The sequence below is a fragment of the Bacillus sp. TH17 genome (genome assembly GCF_016651125.1).
GTDB lineage: Bacteria > Bacillota > Bacilli > Bacillales > Bacillaceae_G > Bacillus_A > Bacillus_A mycoides.
This window is the reverse complement of the sequence record NZ_JAEKEN010000001.1, coordinates 1,400,924-1,427,148: the sequence shown is the minus strand read 5'-3', so window position 1 is coordinate 1,427,148 and position 26,225 is coordinate 1,400,924. Positions and strand designations below refer to the sequence as shown.

At 35.7% G+C, this 26,225-nt stretch carries 26 protein-coding genes, 2 pseudogenes and 3 other annotated features; of the genes and pseudogenes, 7 read left to right on the top strand and 21 right to left on the bottom strand.

Annotated elements, in window-relative coordinates; genetic code table 11:
- Positions 1–4: 4 nt before the first annotated feature.
- Genes JFT95_RS07250 through ilvE form a run of 3 tightly spaced genes read right to left on the bottom strand, consistent with a single transcriptional unit; the run spans position 5 to position 2,869 of the window.
- Positions 5–235: an ACT domain-containing protein gene (locus tag JFT95_RS07250; RefSeq protein ID WP_002165980.1), complete on the bottom strand. Its 231-nt coding sequence runs from the start codon at positions 233–235 to the stop codon at positions 5–7.
- Positions 232–1,947: an acetolactate synthase large subunit gene (gene ilvB / locus JFT95_RS07245; RefSeq protein WP_201051830.1), complete on the bottom strand. Its 1,716-nt coding sequence runs from the start codon at positions 1,945–1,947 to the stop codon at positions 232–234. Before ilvB ends, JFT95_RS07250 begins: the two co-directional genes overlap by 4 nt.
- Positions 1,948–1,969: 22 nt before the next feature.
- Complete coding sequence (ilvE, locus tag JFT95_RS07240) at positions 1,970–2,869, bottom strand: branched-chain-amino-acid transaminase (protein WP_000528143.1); 900 nt, start codon at positions 2,867–2,869, stop codon at positions 1,970–1,972.
- A gap of 151 nt (positions 2,870–3,020) precedes the next feature.
- Positions 3,021–3,259: a binding site (T-box leader), on the bottom strand.
- Between the two features lie 67 nt (positions 3,260–3,326).
- Positions 3,327–3,572 (bottom strand) — a binding site (T-box leader).
- Between the two features lie 258 nt (positions 3,573–3,830).
- On the opposite strand from ilvE, the gene JFT95_RS07235 reads away from it, so the two are divergent.
- On the top strand, positions 3,831–4,589 hold the full coding sequence (locus tag JFT95_RS07235) for an SDR family oxidoreductase (RefSeq protein WP_000911713.1): 759 nt from the start codon (positions 3,831–3,833) through the stop codon (positions 4,587–4,589).
- A gap of 90 nt (positions 4,590–4,679) precedes the next feature.
- A complete protein-coding gene (gene msrA / locus JFT95_RS07230; RefSeq protein WP_088039181.1) occupies positions 4,680–5,216 on the top strand; it encodes a peptide-methionine (S)-S-oxide reductase MsrA in 537 nt (178 codons plus the stop codon).
- 168 nt (positions 5,217–5,384) lie between these two features.
- Here msrA and JFT95_RS07225 read toward each other — a convergent pair whose 3' ends face one another.
- The 5 genes from JFT95_RS07225 to JFT95_RS07205 all read right to left on the bottom strand — a co-directional run bounded on the left by JFT95_RS07225 (position 5,385) and on the right by JFT95_RS07205 (position 8,693).
- On the bottom strand, positions 5,385–5,585 hold the full coding sequence (locus tag JFT95_RS07225; RefSeq protein ID WP_002012157.1) for a hypothetical protein: 201 nt from the start codon (positions 5,583–5,585) through the stop codon (positions 5,385–5,387).
- A gap of 189 nt (positions 5,586–5,774) precedes the next feature.
- On the bottom strand, positions 5,775–6,671 hold the full coding sequence (locus JFT95_RS07220) for an RCC1 domain-containing protein (RefSeq protein WP_001106807.1): 897 nt from the start codon (positions 6,669–6,671) through the stop codon (positions 5,775–5,777).
- A gap of 164 nt (positions 6,672–6,835) precedes the next feature.
- Positions 6,836–7,477: a FusB/FusC family EF-G-binding protein gene (locus JFT95_RS07215; RefSeq protein ID WP_201051829.1), complete on the bottom strand. Its 642-nt coding sequence runs from the start codon at positions 7,475–7,477 to the stop codon at positions 6,836–6,838.
- Between the two features lie 110 nt (positions 7,478–7,587).
- A complete protein-coding gene (locus JFT95_RS07210) occupies positions 7,588–8,274 on the bottom strand; it encodes a DUF421 domain-containing protein (RefSeq protein WP_201051828.1) in 687 nt (228 codons plus the stop codon).
- A gap of 155 nt (positions 8,275–8,429) precedes the next feature.
- On the bottom strand, positions 8,430–8,693 hold the full coding sequence (locus JFT95_RS07205; protein ID WP_002031213.1) for a CD3324 family protein: 264 nt from the start codon (positions 8,691–8,693) through the stop codon (positions 8,430–8,432).
- Between the two features lie 326 nt (positions 8,694–9,019).
- Between JFT95_RS07205 and JFT95_RS07200 the strand changes: the two genes are divergently transcribed.
- Positions 9,020–9,724, top strand: a complete 705-nt coding sequence (locus JFT95_RS07200; protein WP_201051827.1) for a polysaccharide deacetylase family protein — start codon at positions 9,020–9,022, stop codon at positions 9,722–9,724.
- A gap of 38 nt (positions 9,725–9,762) precedes the next feature.
- Here the strand turns inward: JFT95_RS07200 and JFT95_RS07195 are convergent, their stop codons facing one another.
- The gene (locus JFT95_RS07195; RefSeq protein ID WP_061675714.1) at positions 9,763–11,106 is read right to left on the bottom strand and encodes a sodium-dependent transporter; all 1,344 of its coding nucleotides are present in this window, start codon (positions 11,104–11,106) and stop codon (positions 9,763–9,765) included.
- Between the two features lie 304 nt (positions 11,107–11,410).
- Positions 11,411–11,633 (bottom strand) — a binding site (T-box leader).
- 220 nt (positions 11,634–11,853) lie between these two features.
- On the opposite strand from JFT95_RS07195, the gene JFT95_RS07190 reads away from it, so the two are divergent.
- Positions 11,854–13,488, top strand: coding sequence for a putative polysaccharide biosynthesis protein (locus JFT95_RS07190; RefSeq protein WP_201051826.1), 1,635 nt, complete (start codon positions 11,854–11,856; stop codon positions 13,486–13,488).
- Positions 13,489–13,529: 41 nt separating this feature from the next.
- Here the strand turns inward: JFT95_RS07190 and JFT95_RS07185 are convergent, their stop codons facing one another.
- The 6 genes from JFT95_RS07185 to JFT95_RS07160 form a co-directional block, all read right to left on the bottom strand.
- Positions 13,530–14,354, bottom strand: coding sequence for a DUF4037 domain-containing protein (locus JFT95_RS07185; protein ID WP_201051825.1), 825 nt, complete (start codon positions 14,352–14,354; stop codon positions 13,530–13,532).
- Between the two features lie 93 nt (positions 14,355–14,447).
- Positions 14,448–14,960 (bottom strand): GNAT family N-acetyltransferase, encoded by a 513-nt coding sequence (locus JFT95_RS07180; RefSeq protein WP_201051824.1) that lies wholly within the window; start codon positions 14,958–14,960, stop codon positions 14,448–14,450.
- 94 nt (positions 14,961–15,054) lie between these two features.
- Entirely contained in the window at positions 15,055–15,972 is a 918-nt protein-coding gene (gene cysK, locus JFT95_RS07175; protein ID WP_002012169.1) for a cysteine synthase A, read from the bottom strand.
- A gap of 10 nt (positions 15,973–15,982) precedes the next feature.
- Positions 15,983–17,194 (bottom strand): MFS transporter, encoded by a 1,212-nt coding sequence (locus JFT95_RS07170; protein ID WP_201051822.1) that lies wholly within the window; start codon positions 17,192–17,194, stop codon positions 15,983–15,985.
- 268 nt (positions 17,195–17,462) lie between these two features.
- Entirely contained in the window at positions 17,463–18,722 is a 1,260-nt protein-coding gene (hflX, locus tag JFT95_RS07165; protein ID WP_201051820.1) for a GTPase HflX, read from the bottom strand.
- Positions 18,723–19,202: 480 nt separating this feature from the next.
- The gene (locus JFT95_RS07160; RefSeq protein WP_201051818.1) at positions 19,203–19,784 is read right to left on the bottom strand and encodes a cobalamin biosynthesis protein CbiN; all 582 of its coding nucleotides are present in this window, start codon (positions 19,782–19,784) and stop codon (positions 19,203–19,205) included.
- A gap of 183 nt (positions 19,785–19,967) precedes the next feature.
- Here JFT95_RS07160 and JFT95_RS07155 point away from each other — a divergent pair.
- Both JFT95_RS07155 and JFT95_RS07150 read left to right on the top strand, forming a co-directional pair.
- Positions 19,968–20,045: pseudogene (locus JFT95_RS07155) on the top strand (3-oxoacyl-ACP synthase); the annotation flags it as partial.
- Positions 20,039–20,140 (top strand): annotated as a pseudogene (locus JFT95_RS07150) (ketoacyl-ACP synthase III); the annotation flags it as partial. The pseudogenes JFT95_RS07155 and JFT95_RS07150, both read left to right, overlap by 7 nt.
- 137 nt (positions 20,141–20,277) lie before the next feature.
- Here JFT95_RS07150 and JFT95_RS07145 read toward each other — a convergent pair.
- The 4 genes from JFT95_RS07145 to JFT95_RS07130 all read right to left on the bottom strand — a co-directional run bounded on the left by JFT95_RS07145 (position 20,278) and on the right by JFT95_RS07130 (position 24,016).
- A complete protein-coding gene (locus JFT95_RS07145) occupies positions 20,278–21,546 on the bottom strand; it encodes an MFS transporter (protein ID WP_201051816.1) in 1,269 nt (422 codons plus the stop codon).
- 154 nt (positions 21,547–21,700) lie between these two features.
- Complete coding sequence (locus JFT95_RS07140) at positions 21,701–22,036, bottom strand: YrdB family protein (RefSeq protein ID WP_002064764.1); 336 nt, start codon at positions 22,034–22,036, stop codon at positions 21,701–21,703.
- Between the two features lie 531 nt (positions 22,037–22,567).
- Positions 22,568–23,380, bottom strand: a complete 813-nt coding sequence (locus tag JFT95_RS07135) for a polyphosphate kinase 2 family protein (RefSeq protein WP_088039169.1) — start codon at positions 23,378–23,380, stop codon at positions 22,568–22,570.
- A gap of 327 nt (positions 23,381–23,707) precedes the next feature.
- Positions 23,708–24,016, bottom strand: a complete 309-nt coding sequence (locus JFT95_RS07130) for an alpha/beta hydrolase (protein WP_088039168.1) — start codon at positions 24,014–24,016, stop codon at positions 23,708–23,710.
- An 88-nt stretch (positions 24,017–24,104) separates the two neighbouring features.
- Here JFT95_RS07130 and JFT95_RS07125 point away from each other — a divergent pair, with 88 nt between their 5' ends.
- Positions 24,105–24,569: a hypothetical protein gene (locus JFT95_RS07125; protein WP_201051814.1), complete on the top strand. Its 465-nt coding sequence runs from the start codon at positions 24,105–24,107 to the stop codon at positions 24,567–24,569.
- A gap of 19 nt (positions 24,570–24,588) precedes the next feature.
- Here JFT95_RS07125 and JFT95_RS07120 read toward each other — a convergent pair whose 3' ends face one another.
- Complete coding sequence (locus tag JFT95_RS07120; protein WP_002135550.1) at positions 24,589–24,867, bottom strand: hypothetical protein; 279 nt, start codon at positions 24,865–24,867, stop codon at positions 24,589–24,591.
- 29 nt (positions 24,868–24,896) lie between these two features.
- A complete protein-coding gene (locus JFT95_RS07115; RefSeq protein ID WP_088039166.1) occupies positions 24,897–26,159 on the bottom strand; it encodes an MFS transporter in 1,263 nt (420 codons plus the stop codon).
- Positions 26,160–26,225: the final 66 nt, after the last annotated feature.

Here is a 26,225-nt window from a genome sequence, read left to right as displayed (position 1 = left end):
CTCCTTATAATTTATTTACTTGCAGTACATTGATTAATTTTTTCAACTGACTGACAAGTAACGTTGCTTCATTTTCAGTACAAACTGCTGTTAGTTTCATATCAGAAACACCACTTGTATCTCTTTCGTTTAAATTTAAAGAAGAAATATAATAACCACGCCGAGCAAAAATTCCGCTTATACGTAATAAGACGCTCGGATCGTTATGAATAACTAATGAAAAAGTATGACTCATTCTTCCCACCTCTTCATAATCATTTCGTTATTCCCTTTGTTTGGCGGAACCATTGGAAAGACGTTCTCACCTTCTTCTACACAAAAGTCAACTACGACAGGACCTTCATGAGAAAACGCTTCTAACATTACCTTTTTCGCCTCAAACGAATTTGTTGCTCTTAGCCCTTTTACACCATAAGCTTCTGCTACTTTCACAAAATCTGTTGACCCAATTCTCGATTCCGACAAACGGTTTTCATAAAACATTTCTTGCCATTGCCTTACCATTCCTAAAAATTTGTTGTTTATAATGAATACTTTGACAGGAATATTATTTTCAGCAATTGTTTGCAGCTCTTGAATGTTCATTTGGAAAGAAGCATCACCAGCAATACAGATGACAAGTTCTTCTTCTTTTGCAAGCTGAGCACCAATTGCTGCTGGAAAACCAAATCCCATCGTCCCTAATCCCCCTGATGTTAGAAAAGTCCGTGGTTTTCTCGCTTTATAAAAGTGAGCAGCCCACATTTGATGCTGTCCTACCTCTGTCGTGACAATCGCTTCACCATTCGTTAATTCACTTACTAAGTTGATAACATGCTGTGGTTTTAACTCAAATTCTTTTTGCTTATATGAAAGTGGATATTCTTCTTGCCACTTCTTCACTTTCTGAAGCCATTCATCTGTTTGTGTATAAATAGACATATGTAACAGCATATGTAGCGCCTTTTTCACATCACCAACAATCGGATGCTCTACAGTTACATTTTTATGGAACTCAGAAGGATCAATATCAATATGTACTTTTTTCGAATGCGGAGAAAAAAGTTCTAATTTCCCTGTTACACGATCATCGAAACGAACACCTAACGCCAGTAATAAGTCACATTCTGTTACTGCCATATTTGCAGCGTACGTTCCATGCATACCGAGCATTCCTAAAAACAACGGATTTCCCGGCGGATATGCCCCCAGTCCCATTAAAGTTGAAACGACTGGAATACGATTCTCCCTCGCAAACTTGATGAGTTCTTCAGATCCGCCTGAATGAATGACGCCTCCCCCGATATAAAGGAGTGGGCGTTTTGCTTTTGAAATTGATTTTGCTACCTCTCTCAGTTTCAAACTGTCTGGAAAAGGTTCTGGTTTATATCCTAGAATCTCCACTTCTTCATTAAAGAAACTTGTTACATTTGCATTTTGAACATCTTTTGGAATATCAATTAATACCGGTCCCGGTCGCCCGCTTTCGGCGATGTAAAAAGCTTCTTGCACAGTTCGTGATAAATGATTTACATCACGAACTTGGTAATTATGCTTCGTAACAGGTACTGTAATTCCGACAACATCCGCTTCTTGAAATCCGTCTTTACCAATTAAAGGCGTTGCAACTTGCCCTGTAATGACAACTAAAGGAATCGAATCCATATAAGCATCTGCTAAACCCGTAACTAAATTCGTCGCCCCTGGGCCAGAGGTAGCAAAGACTACCCCAACCTTTCCCGAAGCTCTCGCATATCCTTCTGCCGCATGAATGGCAGCTTGTTCATGACGAGTTAACACGTGCTTTAAACCACTTTCGTATAACGCATCGTATATTGGTAAAATCGCGCCGCCCGGATAACCGAAAACAGTCGTTACACCTAATTTCTTCAAACATTGAATAACGTGTCCAGCACCTGTAGCTTCTTCACTCTGCAGTTCATCATATGCTGTATACTGTTCCTCCATTTCAATTAACTCCTCTCCCTATTTACGCTAAACTTTCCGCCAATCCTGGAACACGTACTCCTCTTTCTCTCGTTAATTTTTTAAATTCTTCGGTTAATCTTTTTGTTACATCTCCTGGTTTTCCATCTCCAATTTCTCTTGAATCTACTTTCACTACAGGAATTAGTTCCGCTGCAGTTCCTGTTAAAAACACTTCATCTGCTACATATACGTCATGGCGAGTAAACGGCCTTTCCTCACACGGAATATTAAGTCGCTCACATAACTCAATCACACTATTTCTCGTAATACCTTCTAGCGCCCCTAAGTACGAAGGAGGTGTTAACACTTTTCCATCTTTCACAATGAAAACATTATCTCCAGATCCTTCACAAACATATCCTTGTTGGTTGAGCATAAGTGCCTCAAGTACGCCTGCTTGTGCGGCTTCAATTTTCACAAGTACGTTATTTAAATAGTTCATTGACTTAATACGTGGGTCTAATGCATCTGGTGTATTACGTCTTGATGCAACAGATACAACGCTTAGTCCATTATCATAAAATTCCTGCGGGAATAACTTTAATTGCTCTGCAATAATAATTACGCTCGGTTTCACACAACTTCTCGGATCGAGTCCTAAGTCACCTTTTCCTCTTGAAACAATTAATCGAATGTAGGCATCCGCGTATTCATTTTTTTGCAATGTTTGTAAAACTGCTTCTTCCATTTCGTCAACCGCCATTGGAATTGTAAGTAAAATAGATTTCGCCGATTCATATAATCGTTTCACATGTTCTTTTAAACAAAATACATTTCCTCCGTAACTACGAATCCCTTCAAATACACCGTCCCCGTATAAAAAGCCGTGATCATATACTGAAACAACTGCCTTTTCTTTTTCTACAAATTCCCCATTCATATAAATGTACTGGTTTCCCATCTCACATCTCTCCTCTTTTTTCTCTCTATTTTTGCAACCTATTTCTATATCGATTGCTGAGATGAGTATTTTTAACAGAATATTCAGTATACTAACCTTAAAAATATACTCGTCTCAACAATCGATTACTTACACACTTGTAGCAATCCATTGCTGAGACGAGAGACTCGTGGTACCACTCAGCTTCCTTACACTTCTCACGAAATATAAGCTCTGCAAGTCCAATTAGACTTTTGTTTTTCTATCGGAAACAACTCCGCTACTTTTTACTAACTTCAAAAGCAGTGCTCCGAGGTGATTTTCAATGATTCAATTGTTACCACCCTCACAGCCTTTGGGCGGCTCTCTGAAACAATCTTTATCATTTACTCTCCTCTTCCTCGCATTCTTTTATTCTATTTTTTAAAATAAAAACTCTCGCCTCAGCAATCAACTACTACAAATTAGTAGCTTTGATTGCTGAGGCGAGAGTTTCGCGTTACCACTCAGCTTCCTTATACTTCTCACGAAATATAAGCTTCATAGGTCCAATCAGACCTCCGTCCTTTTACCGGAGACGATGCCGCCGCCCTCTACTCAGTTTCCCTTTCGCAAGCGATGCTCCGAGGTGATCTTCAATGATTCGATTGCTACTACTCTCACAGCCTAGGAGTAGCTCTCTGAAACGACCATAATCATCTACTTTCCTCTTCTTTGCATATACAACATATAAAGTTAGAAAATTCTTAATTAACTTTTATTTGTTACACGTATTATAGGACGCGGTTCTTTCCATTGTCAACATGTTTTTAGAAAAACATTAAAATTCATTCTATTTACCAGAAATATATTTATTTTTTCTCAAAACAAAATCGGAATGAACTTCTTACACATACTCATATATTACTTAAGTATGTTCGCATTACTACATAAAGAAAAACAACTTAAAAACATATACAATTTATGAGGAGATGAGAAAACTATGTTAAAAGGTAAAATAGCATTAGTTACAGGAGCAAGCCGAGGAATTGGACGTGCTATCGCAAAACGGTTAGCAAACGACGGTGCATTAGTTGCTGTTCATTATGGAAATCGAAAAGAAGATGCTGAAGAAACTGTTCATGAAATTCAATCAAATGGCGGATCAGCTTTTTCTATCGGTGCAAATCTTGAATCTTTACACGGTGTAGATAACCTGTATATTTCTCTAGATAACGAACTACAAAAAAGAACTGGTGGAACACAATTTGATATTTTAATAAACAACGCTGGAATCGGTCCTGGTGCTTTTATTGAAGAAACGACTGAACAATTTTTTGATAGAATGGTTTCAGTAAATGCAAAAGCACCATTCTTTATCATTCAACAAGCACTACCACGTTTACGTGATAATAGCCGAATTATTAATATTTCATCAGCTGCCACCCGCATTTCTTTGCCTGATTTCGTTGCATATAGTATGACGAAAGGTGCAATTAACACGATGACTTTCACGCTTGCAAAACAACTCGGAGCACGAGGAATAACAGTAAATGCAATACTTCCAGGCTTTATTAAAACAGATATGAATGCAGAACTATTGAGCGACCCAATGATGAAACAGTACGCTACTACTATTTCCGCCTTCAATCGCTTAGGTGAAGTAGAAGATATTGCCGATACCGCTGCTTTTCTTGCCTCTCCAGACAGCCGCTGGGTTACTGGACAATTAATTGATGTGAGCGGAGGATCTTGTTTATAAAAAACATATATTTTCAAATCTTTTTTATTGCGCAATAAAACAATTTATATAATACTATATAAGACATATACATTTAGGAGGATTACAGCAATGTCCGAAAAAACATACGAACTCGCAACCTTCGCAGGTGGTTGCTTTTGGTGCATGGTAAAACCATTTGATGAACTTCCTGGTATTCATAAAGTACTTTCTGGCTATGCAGGTGGTCATATAGAAAATCCAACATATGAACAAGTAAAAGCTGGAACATCTGGCCATTTAGAAGTCGTTCAAATTACATTCGATCCTTCTATTTTCCCGTATCAAAAATTACTAGATTTATATTGGCCACAAATCGATCCGACTGATGATGGCGGACAATTTTTTGACCGTGGTCCCTCTTACCGCACAGCAATTTTTTATCATAATGAAACACAAAAAGAGCTTGCAGAAAAATCGAAGCAAACGCTAGCAGAAAGCTGTATGTTTAAAGATCCAATCGTGACTGAAATTCGCCCGGCTGCACCTTTTTATGAGGCCGAAGAATACCATCAACATTTCTATAAAAAGAATCCAGAGAAATATGCTACTGAGCAAAAAGAATCTGGCCGTGAAGACTTTATAAAAGAAAATTGGCAAAAAAAATAATAAAAACGCATCGTGCTTTTTTTTCAAAGTGCGATGCGTTTTTATCTTTGAAAAAAGTACCATACAATTAAAAGAACAACCGCTGTTAATGTCCAAAGTACTATCTCGTTTTTTACTCTATTCTTTTTATTAGTCATTTCATCTCCTCCTAATAGCAATACAACTTATTCAACATTTCCTCTGTTTAATTGTCCACCTTATATACGTGAATACATCCTTACAAATTCTTATAACAAGACCACCGATGATTCCGATTGCAATTGAAATTACTAACGTCTGTCCAAAACTAAAAGATTTTGTATATGTTATGTAGAAAACAATACACACAAGTAAAATATCTGGTAAAGAAAATAAAAGCTTTTTATACAATTTTTCACCTCTCCTATGCTTTATTTATAAATCATATCCTCTACTGTAGCTTTAAAAAATTCCATTTAGACACTCATTTTACGGAAAAAGAATAAGAACCTCTTTTAAAAAGGGATTCTTATCTACATATCCTATTCCATAATTACTCCTAAACTAGAATAATATTACTAGTGATTTATTATAAATTAACTATTTACCAGGCAATCGGATACTGCGCCAACTACCTACATCGCATTGACCGTATGTATTATCACCTACTGCTACCACCGTGCCATCTAATTTAAGTCCAACCGTATGCGCACAACCAGCCGCTATCGCTACAATATCACGCCAATCACTTACATTACATTGGCCATACTCATTCCAACCTACTGCCGCCACAGTACCATCTGATTTCAGAGCAATTGTATGATTACTCCCTGCCGCTATCGCCACAATATCGCGCCAATCGCTTACATCACATTGCCCCCGTTTATTATTACCCACTGCCGTCACCATACCGTCAGATGTAATACCAACTGTATGAAGATATCCCGCCGCTATCGCCACAATATCACGCCAGCTACTTACATTGCATTGGCCATATCGATTATTACCCACAGTCGTCACCGTTCCGTCCAATTTAAGACCGACTGTATGCCAGTCACCCACCGCGACCGCCACAATATCACGCCAGCTACTTATATTACATTCTCCTTCTTTATTTCGGCCCACTGCTATCACCGTGCCATCCGGTTTAAGGCCAATGGTACGGCGCCACCCCGCCGCAACCGATACAATATTATGCCAATCATTTACATCACATTGGTCATGATTATTCCAACCCACTGCAACCGCAGTACTGTCACATTTAAGACCGATTGTATGAGCATTACCCGTGTTCGTCGCCATATGAACATTGCCCGCTGCGACCGATACAATATCACGCCAGCCACTTACATTGCATTCTCCTTCTTTATTTCGGCCCACTGCTACCACCGTGCCATCCGATTTAAGAGCAACGGTATGACCACGACCCGCTGCTATCGTATTTTTAGGCCACCTTTTCACTTTTAACACCTCTTCTTTCGGTGAAATGTAATTCATGTTTTACCTCCTTGCATATAAGCAGCTGTATCCAAATAGATATTTTCATCAAATTTCATTATAAATGAACTAACTTTTTTATAAATCTACATCTCCAAAAGAACCTATTACTTCTTCTTCAAAAAATAAAAACCTCCAGTTTAAATACTAGAGGTCTTCTATTTTTATTTCTTTAGTCTCTCAATAAAATCCTGTAACTTATCAAGCGATTTCATATTATGATTACAAGCTACACCATCTTTGCAAATATAGTTTCCCTTTTTCACGAAAGTTCCTGGTATATTACCTTTAATTCCAACTAAAAACATCCCTACTTCTTCATGTCCATGACATAATGAACAAATGCTCTTTTTATTTAAACTTTGGAACGTTCCTTGCAGACCAACAAACTTATTTTTATCATTTTTCGCTATAATAAATTTCCTGCTTGACCCTTTATCAATCCAGCTTAAATAAGATAATTCTTTCATGTCCAGTTCTTCCATATCAGGAAGTTTTAATTTTTTCGCTTTAGGAAATAATTTTTTTAATGTTTGCGCTGTAACTTCCTGAAACGGAATGACATACGGATTTATTTTCAGTAAAAACGATTCTGCATCTTCTCTATTTTGAACTGTTAATACCGTATCAATTAACTCTTTCTGTTCATCTGTTAAATTTTCAAATACATGTATTATTTTTTCAATCGCAAGTGATTTTAATGCTTGAATTACACCTCTATCATTTGCCGTTGCGTGCCCATTTGCTAAAATATAAGCTTGTGATTTTATAAAATTATATTGATCACTTCTAATAAAAGCTTCCATCTTTATCACTCCATACAAATTGTTGATCTAGTCTTATTGTATACAATGATTCAGCTTTTTGATATGTAAAAGATAACTTAGAAATGAACATTACATACTCTGACTATGTTCTACCGAGGCATTTCCTGACAAAAGAAACCATCATCTGTTTTCCATTCTGCATATAATACATCTTCAAATTTAGTAATCCCTTTTTGCTTTATTTGTTTATAAAGCCATCCTTCATCAAAACCTGCTTCCCTCAAATTATCTTTCACTACTTTTCCATCACTAATTAATGAAATCGGTAAGTATACAGGTTTATGTTTTAAGCTTAAATCATTTATAGTAGGAAATTCATATTTGCTTTTCTTCAGAACACTTATGTTTCCATTAGGTTCCAAAATCATATATTCAACTTCTCGGATTGAAAATATATCTTTTTGTTGTCTTAGCATTTGTTGTAGTTGATTAATATCCAAATGATTTGAACTTAGTTGTTCCCGGTCAATATATCCATTACGGATAATGATTGACGGAGAGCCTTCAAAAAAACTTCTCGTCCCCCTAAATTTTTGCGTTATCACTTCTATTGTATAAATTAACACTACCCATACAAGTACTGCATATAAAATAGACCATACTTTTATTTCCGGATCATATATAGTATTTCCTACTAATTCTCCGAGAACTATGGCAGAAATAAAATCAAATGGCGTTAACTGAGATATTTGTGTCTTCCCTAATATTTTAGTAGCAATCAATAGCACAAAAAAACCAAAAAATAGTTCTATCGTTATTTGTCCTAGATGATTCATATATGCTCACCTTTCTGCTTTTCACTCAAATGCTCTATATTCTATTTAGTAAAAAGCCGGCACATTTTTTCTATTATCTTGCCCATTCATATCCAATAGATACAAAACAAAAAGAGTCTAGTTCAATTTAATAATTGAACTAGACTCTTTTATTTTCATTTAGAATACACAATCTTTTTAATCGTTTCTCCGGAAAGAAAATGCTCCTCCGCAAGTTGATGAATGGAAATTCCACTTTTAAACGCTTCTTTAATAGCTTTGTTTCTTTCATCTAGTTGTTTTCTTCCTCCAGATTGTGTACCCCATTTACAATGTTTTGTTTCTTGTTTTGGAATGTAAATTGTTTCACCTTGTATATACTTTTGAATTTCAGCAATTAAACTTTCTGGTAAAACCGTCGCAGCTTTAACGTATTTCATTTCTGCTCGCCCCTTATTTTTTATGGTTCATTTCAATAAGGTGCAAAGCCAAATATAAAAAATGATACGAGCTCATTTAGGCGATTGTATATTACTTGTCTACCCCACGCAAAGTATCGCCATTTCCATACTTGGCTTTGCATGAGACGCTGCAGTGTCTGGCAATTGAATTATAATCGCCATATAAACACCTCCTAATATACCTTTTGCATTTTATTATATGATAAATTTCTTCCCCTTGCATCCACATCCTTTTTAAAGCACGAAGTTACTTAGTTTGATATAATACTTTTTAGTCCAATCCAAAAGTATAGTGAGGTTGCGTTATGAAAAAGAATATTATCATTACAATCGTTACATTATTCATTATTACTGTAGCATTATTCGGAACATACAAATTGATGAACGCAAGAAGTTTTCAATTGTTTGGAGGTTTAACAAACCGAGTAGAAACAAATGAAAAAGTGATTGCTTTAACTTTTGATGATGGCCCTACGAACAATGTAAAACAAATATTACCACTACTAGATACATACAATGCAAAAGCTACTTTCTTTTTAGTCGGAAATGAACTAGGGAAAAACCTATCGTTAGGAGAAGATATCGTACAATCTGGACACCAAATTGGAAACCATACATACTCTCATAACAGAATGGTTTTTAAAACACCTTCTTTTATTAAAGAAGAAATAGAAAAAACGAATTCATTAATCCGCCAAACAGGATTTACAGGCGAAATTGATTTTAGACCACCTAACGGTAAAAAGCTAATGGGTCTGCCCTATTATTTAAATAAAAACAATATCGAAACAATCACATGGGACCTTGAACCTGATACTTTTTATACATCTACAGCTGATAAAATTGAATATGTTAGTAAAAATGTAAAACCAGGTTCTATCATTTTATTACACTCTATGTATGATGAGTCTAATGAAAATCTGCAAACTATTGAAGGTATTTTAGACTCTTTATCTAAAAAGGGCTATCAATTCGTAACAGTAAACGAATTACAAAAAAGAGAAAAATAAAAAGGTAGCGTATCATAGAGCGATACGCTACCTTTCTTTTATATAATTCCAAGTACATTTAGGAATACGATAATAATCGCAATTGGTGCAATATAGCGAAGTAAGAATAACCATAATACGAACAGTTTATAGCCTTTATTTTTACTTACACCAAGTTCTTTCATTAATACATCTTTCTTCATTTTTAAAGGGACAAAGATGGAAACTAATAAAACACCAAGTGGCATTAGTATGTTACTAACCGCATAGTCTGCTAAATCAAAAATTGTTTTCCCAAATGGTTTCACATCACTTAACAAACCGAATGATAAGGCTGATGGAACCCCTACAACAAAGATTAACAAGCCAACAATTAATGCCATTTTTTCACGTTTCCCTTTGCTTTTACCTTTAGTTGTTAAAGACGCAACACTAATTTCTAACATCGAAATTGCTGATGTAATAGTAGCAAAGAAGAATAGTAATAAGAAAACAATGAAGAATAATTTCCCGAACGCCATTTTACTGAAAATAGCTGGCAGTACGATAAACAATAGCCCTGGTCCTTGAGATGGCTCCATTCCAAATGCGAATACAACTGGGAAAATCGCTAGCCCTGCAAGTAATGTAATCACAAGTGTTAAAGCTACGATAGAAAATGCTGAACGCGGTAAACTTTCTTCTTTCGGTAAGTACGAGCTATACGTTACCATAACGGCTACACCGACGGATAGCGAGAAGAACGATTGCCCCATTGCATATAAAATGATTTCTGATGTTACGTTTGAGAAATCAGGTTGTAAGAAGAATCGAACTCCTTCTCCAGCACCATCTAACGTAAGTGCACGAACAATTAATACAAAGAATAAAACGAATAATGCTGGCATGAAATATTTATTTACTTTTTCAACACCATTTTGTACACCTTTACTTACGATAAAAATAGTAATAAGGATGAATAATAGCTGTGATCCAACTGCTAAATACGGATTGGAAATGATTTCACCAAACGTAGCTTCGTATGCTCCATTTCCTTCCCATAGTCTACCTGTAATTGCATTCCATAAATATAGTAAAATCCATCCCCCTACAACACTGTAGAAAGAAAGTAGTATGAAACAAGTTACAATCCCTAATTTACCTAACCAAGGCCATAGTGTTTTTGGTGCGATTTCGCTATACGCCTCAACAGCCTCTTTTTGTGTACTTCTTCCGATAACGAATTCAGCTAATAATAGCGGTAAACCAATTAATAATGTGAAACCGATGAAAATAAGGAAGAACGCGCCGCCTCCTCCAATTCCGGCCATATACGGGAACTTCCAAATCGCTCCAAGACCAATCGCTGAACCTGCTGCAGCTAATACGAAACCTAATTTCGATGTCCATTGCTGTGAATTCATTTGTTAATCTCCTCTCTTTATCTTTATCTTTTTCTGTTTTACAATCCGGTATTTATATTGTTCTATCCATACTCTTTTCTAATACGTTCACTTCCTCCCTAATAAAAAACGTCCCTACGTAAATACGTAGGGACGACAAAAACATCGCGGTACCACCCTAGTTGTGAAGATACACCAAAGTTAGGACCTAAATAAAAAACGTCCCTACGCAAATACGTAGGGACGATAAAATATCGCGGTACCACCCTAGTTATGAAGCCACACCAAAATTAGGACCTAAATAAAAAACGTCCCTACGTAAATACGTAGGGACGATAAATATCGCGGTACCACCCTAGTTGTGAAACAATCTTCACCACTTTATTTGATAACGGTATAAACTACCGTCTTTCATTTCCTCATAATGTGAGATTTATGAAAGATGCTCCAGGACGAACTTCATGAATAATCTATATACTGATTCACACCAACCATCAGCTCTCTGAAATAGGGAGATTTTCACTACTATACCCTTTCATTGCCCAAATATTATTTTCCGAATTGATTACTATCATTTTTATCACACATTAAAAATAGTGTCAACTTATATTTTGAAATTTTATGCATTACATTCTATTTAAAAATTCAAAATATGACTTTTGTATGAATAGTATTAGAACATTTATGGTTTATACTGTATTAACTTCTCTAGCAGGTTTATAGTAGTATACGATAAATGCAAGACAGCACGAGTAGGAGGAAAGAATTTTGTCTACTTCAAAAGTTTTAAAAGGTACCGCTTTATTAAGTGGTGCAACAATGATTTCACGAATTTTAGGTTTTATATACTTTTTCCCCTTTCAATTATTAGTTGGAACGCAAGGGGTCGCTTTATATGGATACGCATACTCTTGGTACGGTATTTTATTAAGCTTTTCAACAGCTGGTATTCCTATTGCCGTCTCAAAATTTGTTGCAAAACATAATGCACTTGGTGATTATAGTACAAGTAAAAAATTGTATAATTCGAGCGTAAAATTAATGATGTTTATGGGCTTTTTAGGATTTTTAACTTTATTTATTGGAGCACCGTACATATCACAATTTATTATTCGCTCGAAAACACCAGATCCACAATTTATCGCAGACGTAACACTTACAATGCGAGCATTAAGCTTCGCGCTTATTATCGTACCAGCTATGAGTGTTACACGTGGTTATTTCCAAGGTTTTCAACATATGAAACCAAGTGCTGTTTCTCAAGTCGTAGAACAAATCGCACGTGTCGTTTTCATTTTAGTTGGTAGTTTTATCGTCTCAAAACTATTAGGAGGTTCAGTAGCTTCTTCTGTTGCAGTTGCTACATTTGGTGCTGTTATCGGGGCACTTGCAAGCGTCTCTATTTTAATGATGTACTGGAAAAAATATAATGGATTAAAACCTCCTGAAGGTGAGCTAAAAACGAGATCATCAAACATTCCGTTAAGAAGTATTTATATGGAGTTACTACGTTATGCAATTCCAATTGTATTTGTAGGCATTGCAATCCCGCTCTATACGTTAGTAGATCAATATACCGTAGCTGATGTCCTTAGAGCGATGGGAGAACCTTTAGAAACCGCGAATGCAGTTTTCGCTTATATAACGAACTATGCCCAAAAGTTAATTATGATTCCGGCTTCACTTGCAACTGGATTTTCATTAACAATTATTCCGGCTATAACGAAATCATTTACAAGCGGGAAACTAGAAGAATTACAAGAACAAATTTCAAAGATATTCCAAGTATTGTTATTCTTCACTATCCCAGCCGCATTCGGTCTAGCAAGTATCGCTTACGATGCATTCCGCATGGTTTATGTAAATCCTGAAATTGCACTTGGTGGATCACAATATTTAATTTCATTTGCACCTTCTGCTGTATTAAGTGCGATTTTCACAGTTTCAGCCGCTATACTACAAGGAATTGATTATCAAAGAAAAACAATGATTGCATTCTCAGCCGGTATTCTCGTTAAAATTGTGGTGAACACACCGCTCTTACATTTATTCGGTGGACATGGTGCTGTACTTGGAACAATTCTTGGATATCTCGTTTCAAATATTATTATGTTGTACTGCATCGTTAAGTTTGCGAAATTTAAAATTGGCGAAACAGCAAAAACAGTATTTCTAATTACGATTTACTCCGCAGCAATGTCTGCTGTTGTAATTGCATTAAGAGCAATTATAAGCTGGATTATTCCTGGACAATCTTATATAGAATCACTGATCATTGTGTTTATATGCGCCGCCGCAGGAGGACTTGTTTATCTTTTATTCGTATTAACGAGTGGACTTGCTTCGCATATTCTCGGTGATAGGATTCGACGATTACCTGTATTAGGAAAGTTAGTAAAATAAAAAAACAAGAGATGTAACGCGTTGTTACATCTCTTGTTTTTTTACTTCGCATATTGAATGCGCTTTTGTTGTTCAGCAATATTTAATTCTGGAGCATATTGTTCTACTAAATGTAATACCTCTTCGATCAACACTTCTAACTCCTGTACACTATACTCTGGTTCCCCTATCAGCGTATCCGCCATACGCTCATATAGATTTTCAGGTTTAATATTCATACGCTCTACATTATAAGCCATCCATTTAAATGCAGGATGGTGCACGTACATTCTATTCAAACCGAATAAAACACCGAATAAATCCCTTTGTACTTCACAAATAACATCATAAAGCATAAGCCAGTCTTTTCGTTTTAAAAGCGCCTCTCGATTATGCCAACGATTGCTTAACCAAAGGTTTTCTGAAATCATCCTTTTCGCCAGTTCTTCTGGAAATGCTTCAACTCTATCTTTTAGAGCATGTACTTTTACTTCTCCATACAAACTCACACCATCATGAAGCGATGATACAATACATTGTTTCTCATAATTTATATCATACTGCTCTATAACTTCTGAAATATTTTTTTCTACTGTCAATGTTAAAAAGTTACTAATCTCTAGTTTAATTCCTTCTTTCGTCAAATACGTTTCCGACCATTCTTCGTCCTCGTAAGGATGATATGACAAAATCGTTCCACCAATATTATTAATTGGACCTAGACGCTCTTCATCCTCTGGTGGTTCTGACCATAAAATATGTAATTCAATATCTGAATGTTCATCTTCTAACTTTCTCGCTACAGATCCTGCTAAAATAATAGCTTCGACTTTCTGGTTTTGCCTATAAATTTCCGACATCTCTATCGCTTTCTCTTTTAATCCCATTGCATTTCCCCCTAAAACTGCAGTACTCCCCTTACTTTTCATTTATCTATTTCGATATTAAACATTATATTACCTTTTCAAATTTCCACTAAATCATATTTCTACCCAATAACGCTGAACAATTTCGCCAGAATTAGAAGAAACTACTTCATTTTCTAGCACACCGCCAACCTTTTGAATCGTTTTAGCCGAACCAATATTAGCTTTATCACAAGTTATTAGCACTTTCTTCAACCCTAACTTTTGCGCTTCACTTAATGCAAGTTTCAATTGTTTTGTCGCGTAACCTAGGCGACGTTTATTCAGATGGATACTATAACCGATATGACCGCTTTCCAGCAATAATTCTGGATTTAATCGATGTCTAATATTCACAAAACCGATAAGTTCTCCTTTTTCAAAACTTAAAAACTGACTAGATGGCACTCGATTTGCTTGTAAGTTTTCTCCTACTTCTTGTATACTCACTTTTTCAAACCATTCATCTAGTGAATCAAAATTTTGTAAAGAGCTACTGCCGTGTGGTTGTTCTCCTGCATGTAAAAATGACTGCCTATACTCCATAATTTGTTCGCTATATTCGTATGTTGGTTTCAATAGCTTCATTGTCATTCTCCCCACTCACCCATTATCTATTTTTCTAAAAGAAACACCTTAATAGGGGATTTTCATCCTTACTATTAAGGTGCTTCTATCACTTTTATTCAAATAGCCCCATACTCAAATAACGCTCACCTGTATCAGGTGCAATACATAAAACTTTTTTACCAGCACCTAAACGCTTCGCTATCATTATTGCTGCGTAAACAGAAGCTCCTGAAGATGGCCCTACTAGTAATCCTTCTTGTCTTGCCAAGTTCCTCATTGTAGTTAATGCCTCTTCATCTGCAATTTGCATAATTTCGTTATACACTTCTGTATTTAAGTTTTTGGGAATAAACCCTGGGCTTGTTCCGACTAGTTTATGAGGGCCTGGAACACCACCAGATAACACTGGTGATCCTTTCGGTTCTACTACGGCAATATATAAGTTTGGTAGTTTCTCTTTTAACGTTTCACCGGTCCCTGTAATTGTTCCGCCTGTTCCTGCGGTTGCTACAAATGCATCAAGTTCTCCATCCATTTGTTCATAAATTTCAAGTGCAGTCGTATAACGATGAATATTCGGATTTGCTGGGTTTTCAAATTGCTGCGGAATAAAACTATTTGGAATTTCTTTTTGTAACTCTACCGCCTTCGCAATTGCTCCTGGCATTCTTTGTTCTGCTGGTGTTAAAACTACTTCTGCGCCGTATGCTTTCAATAAATTAATACGCTCTTTGGACATATTATCTGGCATAATTAAAATAGCTTTATATCCTTTAGCAGCTGCATTCATCGCTAAGCCAATTCCTGTATTTCCACTTGTCGGTTCAATAATTGTATCACCTGGCTTAATGAGACCGTGTTCCTCGGCAATATGAATTAAGTTATAGGCAGCACGATCTTTCACACTGCGTGACGGATTAAACATTTCCAGTTTTACATACACATCCGCTGCGTCCTCTGGAATAAATTTAGATAATCGGACAACAGGTGTATCTCCTATTAATTCTGTAACGTTTTCACATAATTTCATAGCGCATCCCCTATTCTATCGTTTTCTTATCATTTGGCAGTAACAATGAAGTAAGTCCAATTAATGGTAAACCACTACATAATAGCATAATAAATTGAAGACTATACATATCAGCTAATTTCCCAAGGACTACAGCACCTAATGCTCCAAGACCAAACGCAAGACCGACAATTAATCCTGACACCATTCCAACTTTCCCTGGAACAAGTTCTTGAGCATATACAACGATTACACTAAAACTACTAGAGCTAATAAATCCAATGCATAAAAATAACGGTACAACCCACATAAGAGAAACGTGAGGTAACAATAGTGCAAGCGGCGCTGAACCGAGCATCGAAAAGACAATAATCTTTTTCTTACCGAATCGATCCGCTAGCGGACCACCAAAGAAAGTACCTAATACACCAGCAATCATAAAAGCGAAGACGAAATACTGTGCATTTTTTATAGATAAACCGTAATGCTCTATTAAATAAAATTGATAGAAATTCCCGATACCAGCACCGTACCAAGAACGTACGAATGTTAGAAAAACAAGAAGTATAATAACAAATTTAATGTGCGTACTTACAATCGCATTTTCAGCCTCAAATGCAGCCCTCTTTTTCCTTCTTACAGCACCAGTGGCTAATTCATTTTTATACCAATTTGATACGAAAATTAGTAATACAATTCCAACTGCTGCAAAGGCTGTAAAACCTAAAGAACCAATTTGACCGAGCGGAACGAAAATTAATGCTGTAAAAATAGGTGCTAGAGAATTCCCTGTATTTCCCCCCACTTGATAAATCGCTTGTGCTAAACCTCGTTTTGCACCGGCTGCCATGTAAGCAACACGAGCGCCCTCCGGATGAAAGACCGCGGAACCTAATCCAATAAATAAAACAGAAATAATAACAACTATAAAGTTCGGTGCAAATGCGAGTCCAATCATCCCAAGCATACTCGAAAACATACCGAGCGGTAATAAAAATGGTGACGGCTTCTTATCTGAATACATCCCAAAAACCGGCTGCATAATCGATGACGTCATATTTAACGCAAACGCAATCCACCCTACTTGCATATAGGATAAATTCATCGTTTTTTCCAAAATAGGAAACAACGCTGGCACAACTGCTTGCATCGAATCATTTAAAAAATGTCCGAAGCTAATCGCAAATAATATTCGATATATTGTCGGTGTTTCTACTGTATTTTTTTGTGAAACTGCCTGCATATGTGTATTTCTCCTTTCTGTACAAAATATATATTTATTACAGTAGGTGTAATAAATTCTGATTTTTGAAACATTTCCATTCTATACTGGTTTCATTTCTTTTTCCAGAAATTCAACTTCTAAAAAAATATATTTTTTCTATGTGCTTTGTCGGATTTATTCATATGAACTCTTTGTATTTTCTTTTATACTAAGGCAGGACGAAAGGAAGGCTTGCAATTATGAAGAAAAAGACGATCCTAAAACATATTAGGGTCGCCTTTTTTTATTAAATAGAAAAACGCTTATATTTCTCATAATCACTCGTCTTACATTCTAGTGCCATTTTCGTACCTTCGTTTTCATAACTCGTAGATAAAACGTGTGCATGATTGTTGAAATACGAAACTACCTGCCCTTGATCATACGGAATTAACAGTTCACACTTCGTATACTCTTTATAAATGTGTGAACGAACTACTTCTACAAGCTCTTCAATTCCAACATGTTTCTTCGCAGATAGATAAACACGATCTTCTTGCACTTTCGGAATTTCAACATCTACCAAATCTGATTTGTTGTATGCATAAATCGTCGGGATATTTTCCACGCCAATTTTCTTTAACGTTTCATTTGTAATATCAATTAATTGCTCATAATTGGGATTTGAGTAATCTACAACGTGAATAAGTAAATCTGCTTCCGCCACTTCCTCTAGCGTTGAACGGAATGCTTTCACAAGATGATGCGGTAACTTACTTACAAATCCAACAGTATCCGTTAATAAAAATGATTTATTATCCGGCAAATCAATATTTCGTACAGATGTCTCTAACGTCGCAAATAACATATCTTTTTCAAATACTTGTTTCTCTACAGTACCATTAAAAATTTCAAGCATTGTATTCATTATCGTTGATTTACCTGCATTCGTATATCCTACTAACGACACAACTGGAATTTCATTTTTCTTACGTTGTTTACGCTGCGTTTGGCGCTGTGCAACAAGTGCTTCTAATTCTTTATTTAGAGCCGCAATTTGTTCTTCAATTTTACGACGATCTAATTCCAACTTCTTCTCACCGACACCTTTATTTTTCGTGCCAACTCCCCCGCTTTGTCTTCCTAAAGATTCACGAAGACCGATTAAACGAGGCATCATGTACTGAAGATGGGCCACTTCTACTTGCAACTGCGCTTCTTTCGTTTTCGCACGTTGCGCAAAGATATCTAAAATTAAAATGGTACGATCAATTACTTTACAATCTAAATCCTCTTCTAAATTTCGAATTTGTGAAGGAGATAATTCGTCATTAAAGATGACCATATTTGCATCTGCTTCTTTCACATACGCTGCTACTTCTTCAATCTTCCCTTTTCCAATATAATGCGACGGATTTACTCGTTGTAAATTTTGCGTCACTTGACCGATTACTTCCACATCACAAGCTTCCGTAAGATTTGCTAACTCTTCCATCGAATATGCAAAATCAGCTTCCTTACCTAAATTCACTCCAACTAATATTGCTCTTTGTAATAATTCTTCCATATATTTATTCCTCCATTTCGATTACGCAAAATAAAAAACACAGGTCACTGCCTGTGTTTTCGTAAACGGATAAGGGTTCACCAAAGAAATAGAAGAAAGCAGTGCTTTCGTCCTATACATGGTCAAAAAGTCCCAAGATAGTATACGTATCCAACAAGTGTTCACCTATACTATCCCATTCTATTTATAAAGGCAAAACAAAAAGAGGGCGTATTCGTCCCTCCCTCTTTTTCACATATAAGCTTAATAAAGGGTTCCTTTAAAATAGGCAGACCAATCCCGTTCACTCTGCACACAGACAGAGCCTTTGAGCGCTATTCAATTATTGGCACAAAGTATTGAGACGTAATCTGATTAAGATCAAAGGAAGCCCCTCCGTTCATTTTAAGTTACATAAAGTGTAGCATAAGTAATTCGCTTTCACAAGATTAAACCACCCATAGAAACAGAAAGAAAATCTTTATATTTTTACTTTAATCGTCATTTTTTGCGAGTTCTTCTCACAATAAAAATAACAACAGCAATTAACAATAACACACCTATAGAAATGATAGTTACTTGCCACCAACTTAAACCGCTTACCATTTCATCTTTTAAATCCACTTTATTCTTCGGAACAGACTCTTTTGCAATATGACGTAAAGCCATTTTCTCTATCTCTGCCTCATCTAATCTCTTCGTTCCACTGCAGCTAGATGTCTCCAACAGTTTCACTTCTCCTCTATGAGAAGAGAACACTAGGTACTCTCCTCCCTCTGCAAAACGAAACGCACAACTACTACTACTACTACTACTACTACTACTACTACTGCTTGTATATATAATAATTTGCGAAGAACTTGTCCCTTTCCAAATTTTCTTCACTTCAAATAATGTTTTAATTCCGCCTTCACCTTTCTCTTGAACTTCTAACACCTTACCTTCAAACACCACATCATTTTTTTGGAATGCATCTTCTGGTGATACATTAATACAGTCACAAGCATAAGATTTCTCTGGCAAAATAAAAAAAGTAAAGCTACAAATTAAAACAAGAGACAACGAATAAATGATTCTTTTCAAGAATCTCAGACCCCTTCAAAGTATCAATTTTAGAAGCTTTCCGTATATTATTTGGACATCACTCCTCAAATCCCTTTCCGTTTATTAAAATATATTAATTTTATTAAACAGAAAATCTTTATCAATATTTTTACGATCTAATATTAGTATCAGATTATAAAAAATAAGTTAGGAGATGTTCTTATGAATTCTCAATCTCGTATTACTGCAATTGGTACTTATGTTCCAGATCAAATATTATCTAATAACGATTTAGAAAAGAAGGAAAGTTAAATAATGGAGATACACTTTTACTGTAGGGATTTGGCGATGGATGTATGCATTTAGGGCTTATTTTGGAGTGGGATTTAAACTGAAATTTCCTTTTATACAACTAACATTACGGTAAATGAAATTATATCAACGATTCCAGTTAGACTATTAGTTGATCACAAAAAAGCGGCATTCAAAGATTGATTATCTCCCTTTGAACGCCGCTTCTTTTATCTGAATTTTATTTACCTGTCCGAGACCATATCACAACTGGAATAAGCAGTAAGGCTACAGCCCCTCCCGCTAATGATAATGCCGCATAACTTGAATTAGCTACTACCATACCTGACATCGCTCCACCAGAAGCTCCAGCTAACGCAACAAATACATCTATTTTCCCTTGTGTTTTTGCGCGTGTAGAAGGTATAGTTGCATCAACAATTTGAGCTGTACCACTTATTAAACCGAGGTTCCACCCTAACCCAAGTAAAGACAGAGCAACAATTAATAATAGTAAAGAATCACTCGGCGCTATCGCAGCTATGACACCCGCCGCTAGTAAAATTACTCCACCAGCTATACTCATCGTAGTTCGGCCGATTTTATCAATTAACATTCCTGTAACGAGAGACGGAAGATACATTGCACCTACATGAAAACCAATTACAAGCCCTATTGAACTTAAACCATGACCATGATGCCCCATATGAACTGGCGTCATCGTCATAATCGCAACCATCACTATTTGAGTAAGTATCATTACGATTGCTCCAACAGTAACACCACGTTTATTTTCTATCATTTCTTCTGTTACTGGTTGCCCTTTATATGTATGTTCTTGTTTATATGTTTCTATTATGTTAGCAATAATTAACGGATCTGGACGAAGCATAACAAAAAGTACAAGACCCGCAAGTATAAATGCCGCTGCTGATAATATGAACGGACCAGCAAGGTTAGGAATTCCAATTGAATGGGCAAAATCTCCCATTACGCCTACTAAATTTGGACCAGCTACCGCACCAAAAGTCGTCATAACCATCGTAATACTAATAGCAGTTGCTCGTTGTTTCTTATCTGCTAAATCGGTACCAGCATAACGAGCTTGTAGATTCGTCGCTGTACCCGCACCATATATGAGTAAAGAAACTAGTAATAGAATAATACTATTTGTTAACGCAGCCAATACAACTCCAATAGCTCCTAGTCCTCCTACTATAAACCCTGTTGCAAGTCCTATTCGGCGACCATATTTTTGCGATAACTTCCCAACAAAGAAAGCCGCTACCGCAGATCCCATTGTAAACATAGCAGCCGGTAATCCTGCATACGCATCCGTCCCAAGCATTTGCTGTGCAAGAAGTGCACCTACTGTAATTCCAGCGGCTAACCCGGCTCCGCCAAACATTTGTGAAATACTTACGATTATTAATGTTCGTTTATATAATTTTTGTTGGTCTTCTTCTGTATACATACGCTTACTTATTAAAGCATCTGCTGTATCTATCATTTCCTCACCCTCCCTATGAAACTAATATCTCTTGTTAATGTACTATAAAACAACAAAATCCCAAAATTTAAAGCGCTTAAATTTATCCATATTTCGTTACTCCTACACCTTAAATAATGCTAAGTTCCTTTCGTGAAGAAACTTAGCAAAAAAATTATTGTTTCCAAATAATGATTAAAGTGCGATTTATTATAAATACCATTCCAAGAATAATAGCTAAGGTTATTTGATCAACAACATATAGAGCAACTGAGGTAACTCCAAACAATATGATTTCCAACATAAACCTATATGGTTCTGGCAGTTTTAATGATGCTTTAGGTGCAATGAAAATCCCCCATATTGTCGCAAAAAGTAGTGGTGAGCCAATGCCAAAAATAAATTTCACATATACACTTTCCCAAAATTGAAAGCCCCAGTAACATAGTGATGCAAGAGCACATAATTCTAGAAAAAATCGAATCGCTAAATTTATAGGTTTTATAAACATTTAAAGAACACCCCTTTGAAAAATATATTTAAAATCCTATGAAAATAATATTATGCATCCGTTATTTGAACTTGATACGTGCCCATTCATGACATGTAAAAAACAATTATACGTCTTATTAATATTATTCAGTTTATCTTTCTAAACTTCGAAAACTTGATCTTGACGGATAATGAATGAAAGCAAATACTTAATGACAGTGATACATATGCCTATAAGCACAAAATAAAGAACTCCACGGTTTACGTTTTGCCCATTACCGAGGAGTTCCCAAAATAACTCTATAAATTTTTTTGACAGCTAACGTTCCATAATTAAAATGCGATTCATATTTAGCCTATTCCCCTACTACTCTTTCTTAAAGCTTCCCTTTCCTAAAACAACAAACTTACTACAGCACAAACTAAAATAATTGGTACACTCGCTTTATATAAATATATAAAATACTTCCAACTAAAAAGCTGTCTTGTAATTTGGTAAAACCAAATTACAAGACAGCTTCCCTTCATATTTCCTATACAAACCTTTTTACTATTTGACTCCTGCATCTTGCACAGATTCAATTTTCTTTTTCTTTCCTTCTTTTATTTCATTATAATAAGAAGGTAATTCTATATTATGCTCTAAGAGATAATCCTCAATTAATGAAATAATTACTTTCAATGTTTTCAAACGGGCGTATAATTTATCATTACTCGCGATAATATGCCATTTTGCATTCGGCTTATTTGTATTTTCAAACATGTCTTCTATTGCTTCGACATACTCATCCCATTTTTCACGATTTCGCCAGTCTTCATCTGTAATTTTCCACCTTTTAAGAGGGTTGTTCTCTCTTTCTGTAAATCTCTTTAACTGCTCATCTTTACTAATATGATAGAAAAACTTTCCTATTATGTAATGATCATCTGTTAATAGTTTTTCGAAATCATTAATTTCATCATACGCTCTCGTCCACTCTTCGTTTGTAGCAAAGCCTTCAACACGTTCAACTAATACACGTCCATACCATGAACGGTCGAATATAGTAATTTGCCCGTACTGAGGAAGTTTCCGCCAAAAACGTTGCAAATAATGATACCGTTTTTCATGAGGAGCAGGCGCTCCAATTGGATTTACTTGGAATCCGCGTGGATCAAGATGTTCAGTCACTCGCTTAATTGCTCCGCCTTTACCTGCCGCATCCCAACCTTCCATAACCATCATAACGGCTATTTTCTCTTCTTTTAATATTTGCTGTAGTGCCAATAAGCGCATTTGATATTTTTCAAGTTTCTTATTGTACTTAGATTTCGAATCAATTCTTTTCGTTAAATCTACTTTAGCAAGATGCTCTTTTTCCATCAAACGAATCCCCCTTGTTATATGACAATGTTATTTTAACATATTTATTGGTAATTTTTTCATATTAATATCTCTTTTAACTAATACTCGTACCCCTCCACCTATATCTATCTTTTATAAGTTGGACGCTACTTTATATTAATAAATTAATCCCCCTGATATGCTTTTTCGTATCCTTTAGCAAGCATTTATTATTAATCAAAAAAAACAAAATAAGGAAACTATGCCGAAAAATCTCTACACAGTTTCCTTGTTTTTTTAATGTGCGTGTGACATACTTGGGAAGATTAATAACGAAAAGATAGGAGCTCTATCGATTCACTTATACTACAAACGAATTATAGGCGGAATATCTCCTTCTCGTAAAAAGTAAGCAAACACTGTAAATCCAATAATTAATATTGAAAATAATGTTATTATAATTCCACCTGGTAGTGTTAGAAAAATAGTATTCAAGCTACTCTTCATAGGGAAAGCAATCGAGTATATTCCTAGCAGAAGACTGATTATAGCAATAGCCACATAAACCACTACCGCATACCATGGATTGAGTTCCAATAAAACAACAGAAATAAATATATACAAAAATAACAGTTGTAGAAACATGCTGCTTCCCATACTTACTAATTCTTTCAATATACCCTCCCCTAAACTACATGGTATATTATCTTAAAAGAGAAGATAATAACAAATAAATCCTTTAAAGAATGGGAGCTCTCTAAAGATGAAACGAAAAATATTTTCTCTCTTTGCACTAATCTGCTTAGCACTACCAATACAAGCTAGTGCATACACATTTCAATCACTACCAATTGCGTCAAAGTCTAAACAGTGGTATATCGAAATTGACAAATCTCATAACTCAAACAAGCAAGCCGTGCAGCCAAAACAAGGTGTATATGATACGTATAGTTTACTCTTAAAAAATATTGGTAATGATGTTGCAAATGTATCGGTGGAAATACTTGATAACACACCTACATCTAAAGCTACCTTTAATCCTACTTCATCTAATAACAACGTTTCAAAAAGTCATACAAGCTTTGACTACATGGTATTCCCATTAGACTTTAATAGCCATAATTTTAAAGTTGTCATTACTTGGGAAGAAAAGAATTTCTCTTACAACGGTCATCCAGTACATGAGAGTAAAAAAATGAATCAAACATTTGTGTTTAATGAAGAGTAAGTCCTAATTTGATTAGGGCTTACTCTTTATTTACAAAACCCGATTGAATTGCTTCTGTCACTTCTTTTGCAATATGTATTTTTGTAGCGTCTACACATATTTTTTTGTCCCAAACATGTACGGAAGGCTCTTCATTAGACAAATGCTTAATTAAGATGAATCGATTATATGTCATTTTATTTTCTATAGGAGTAGCAATATACACCGTGAAATTCCTTGCTTCAAATACCTTTTCTCCCAAAACGTATTTACATCCCAACTCATGTACTACTAAATCATGTAGATTTTCTATAGTCATATACCATCCCCCCCTTTTTGCCTACATAATCAATCGAACCGCCGAATACTTGGTACAGACAATGCCATTCCAATTGTTATGAGTACTAAAATAGCTAGCATTATAATTGTTATCTTTCCACCTATTACAGTAGCTAACCAGCCTACAACCACATATCCTAATGGCAATAAAGCAAATGAACCTAACATATCAAGGCTTGCCACTCTTCCAAATGCTTCTTCTGGTACAAGCTCTTGTAAACTTGTTTCCCAAATGAGCCCAAATATCATAATACCGAATCCTTCAATTGCCATTAATCCAATTAAGACAGGTGCCCAAGAAACGAGAGGCATAATTAATAGTGCCATTCCACTTATTAAAACACCGCCATACGCAAGTAATCCTCTCTTATGCCACTGCTGCCTCCCACCAAAAATTAGCGCTGCAATTACAGCTCCAGCACCAGAAGCAGCCATACCCAATCCATATACGTAAGCTTCAAAATGATGATGAACATTAAACAACCATGGAATTAATACAACGATAATGCCTGCATAACAAATATTAACGAAAGAAAAGACTAGAATAGTAATCCACAACCACGGATGGCTTTTTAGAACAAGAATCCCTTCCAGAAAATCTTGTTTGTAATTGACTTTATTTCTTTCAAATTTCTGTATTTTATTAAACTTTATTTCTTTTAAAAATAATAAACATAAAAATGACAACAAATACGTTGCTGCATCTAGTCCGAAGCCTATCCCTGCAGATGTAACTGATACTATCAACCCTCCAAGAGCCGGTCCAATTAATCGTATACCCTGATTACTCATTTGCGTTAATGCGTTAGCTGCATTTCGAATTTCCGGTACAAATACTTTCGCTCTTACAGCTGAATATGCCGGCTGAAATATCCCTTCCATAAGTCCATATAATGCAACAAGTACATATAAAAGTGGAATTGTTAAAATGTCCATAAATATAAGTGTTGCAAATAAGAGCATTAATATACAGCGAATTATATCTGTAAATAACATCAATTTCACCCGGTCAATTCGATCCACGACTAATCCAGCAAACGGTAACGCAAGAATATTAGGAAGCATGTATATTGCCATAGTCATTCCCATTACAACTGTTGAACCAGTTAATGAATACACAACGACTGGCAGAATAACCATCGTTATCGAACTACCTAAAGTCGAAAGTAATTGCCCAATCCATAAAAACTTAAAGTGCGGTGACACTTTAACTGGCAATAACACTTTACCGACATAACCTGAATTTTTCTCTGTTGGTATTTCTCCTTGCATATCTCTCTCCTCTTTTCAAATGATTATAGACTTTATAATGAATAACCGAAAATTAATAATATTCTA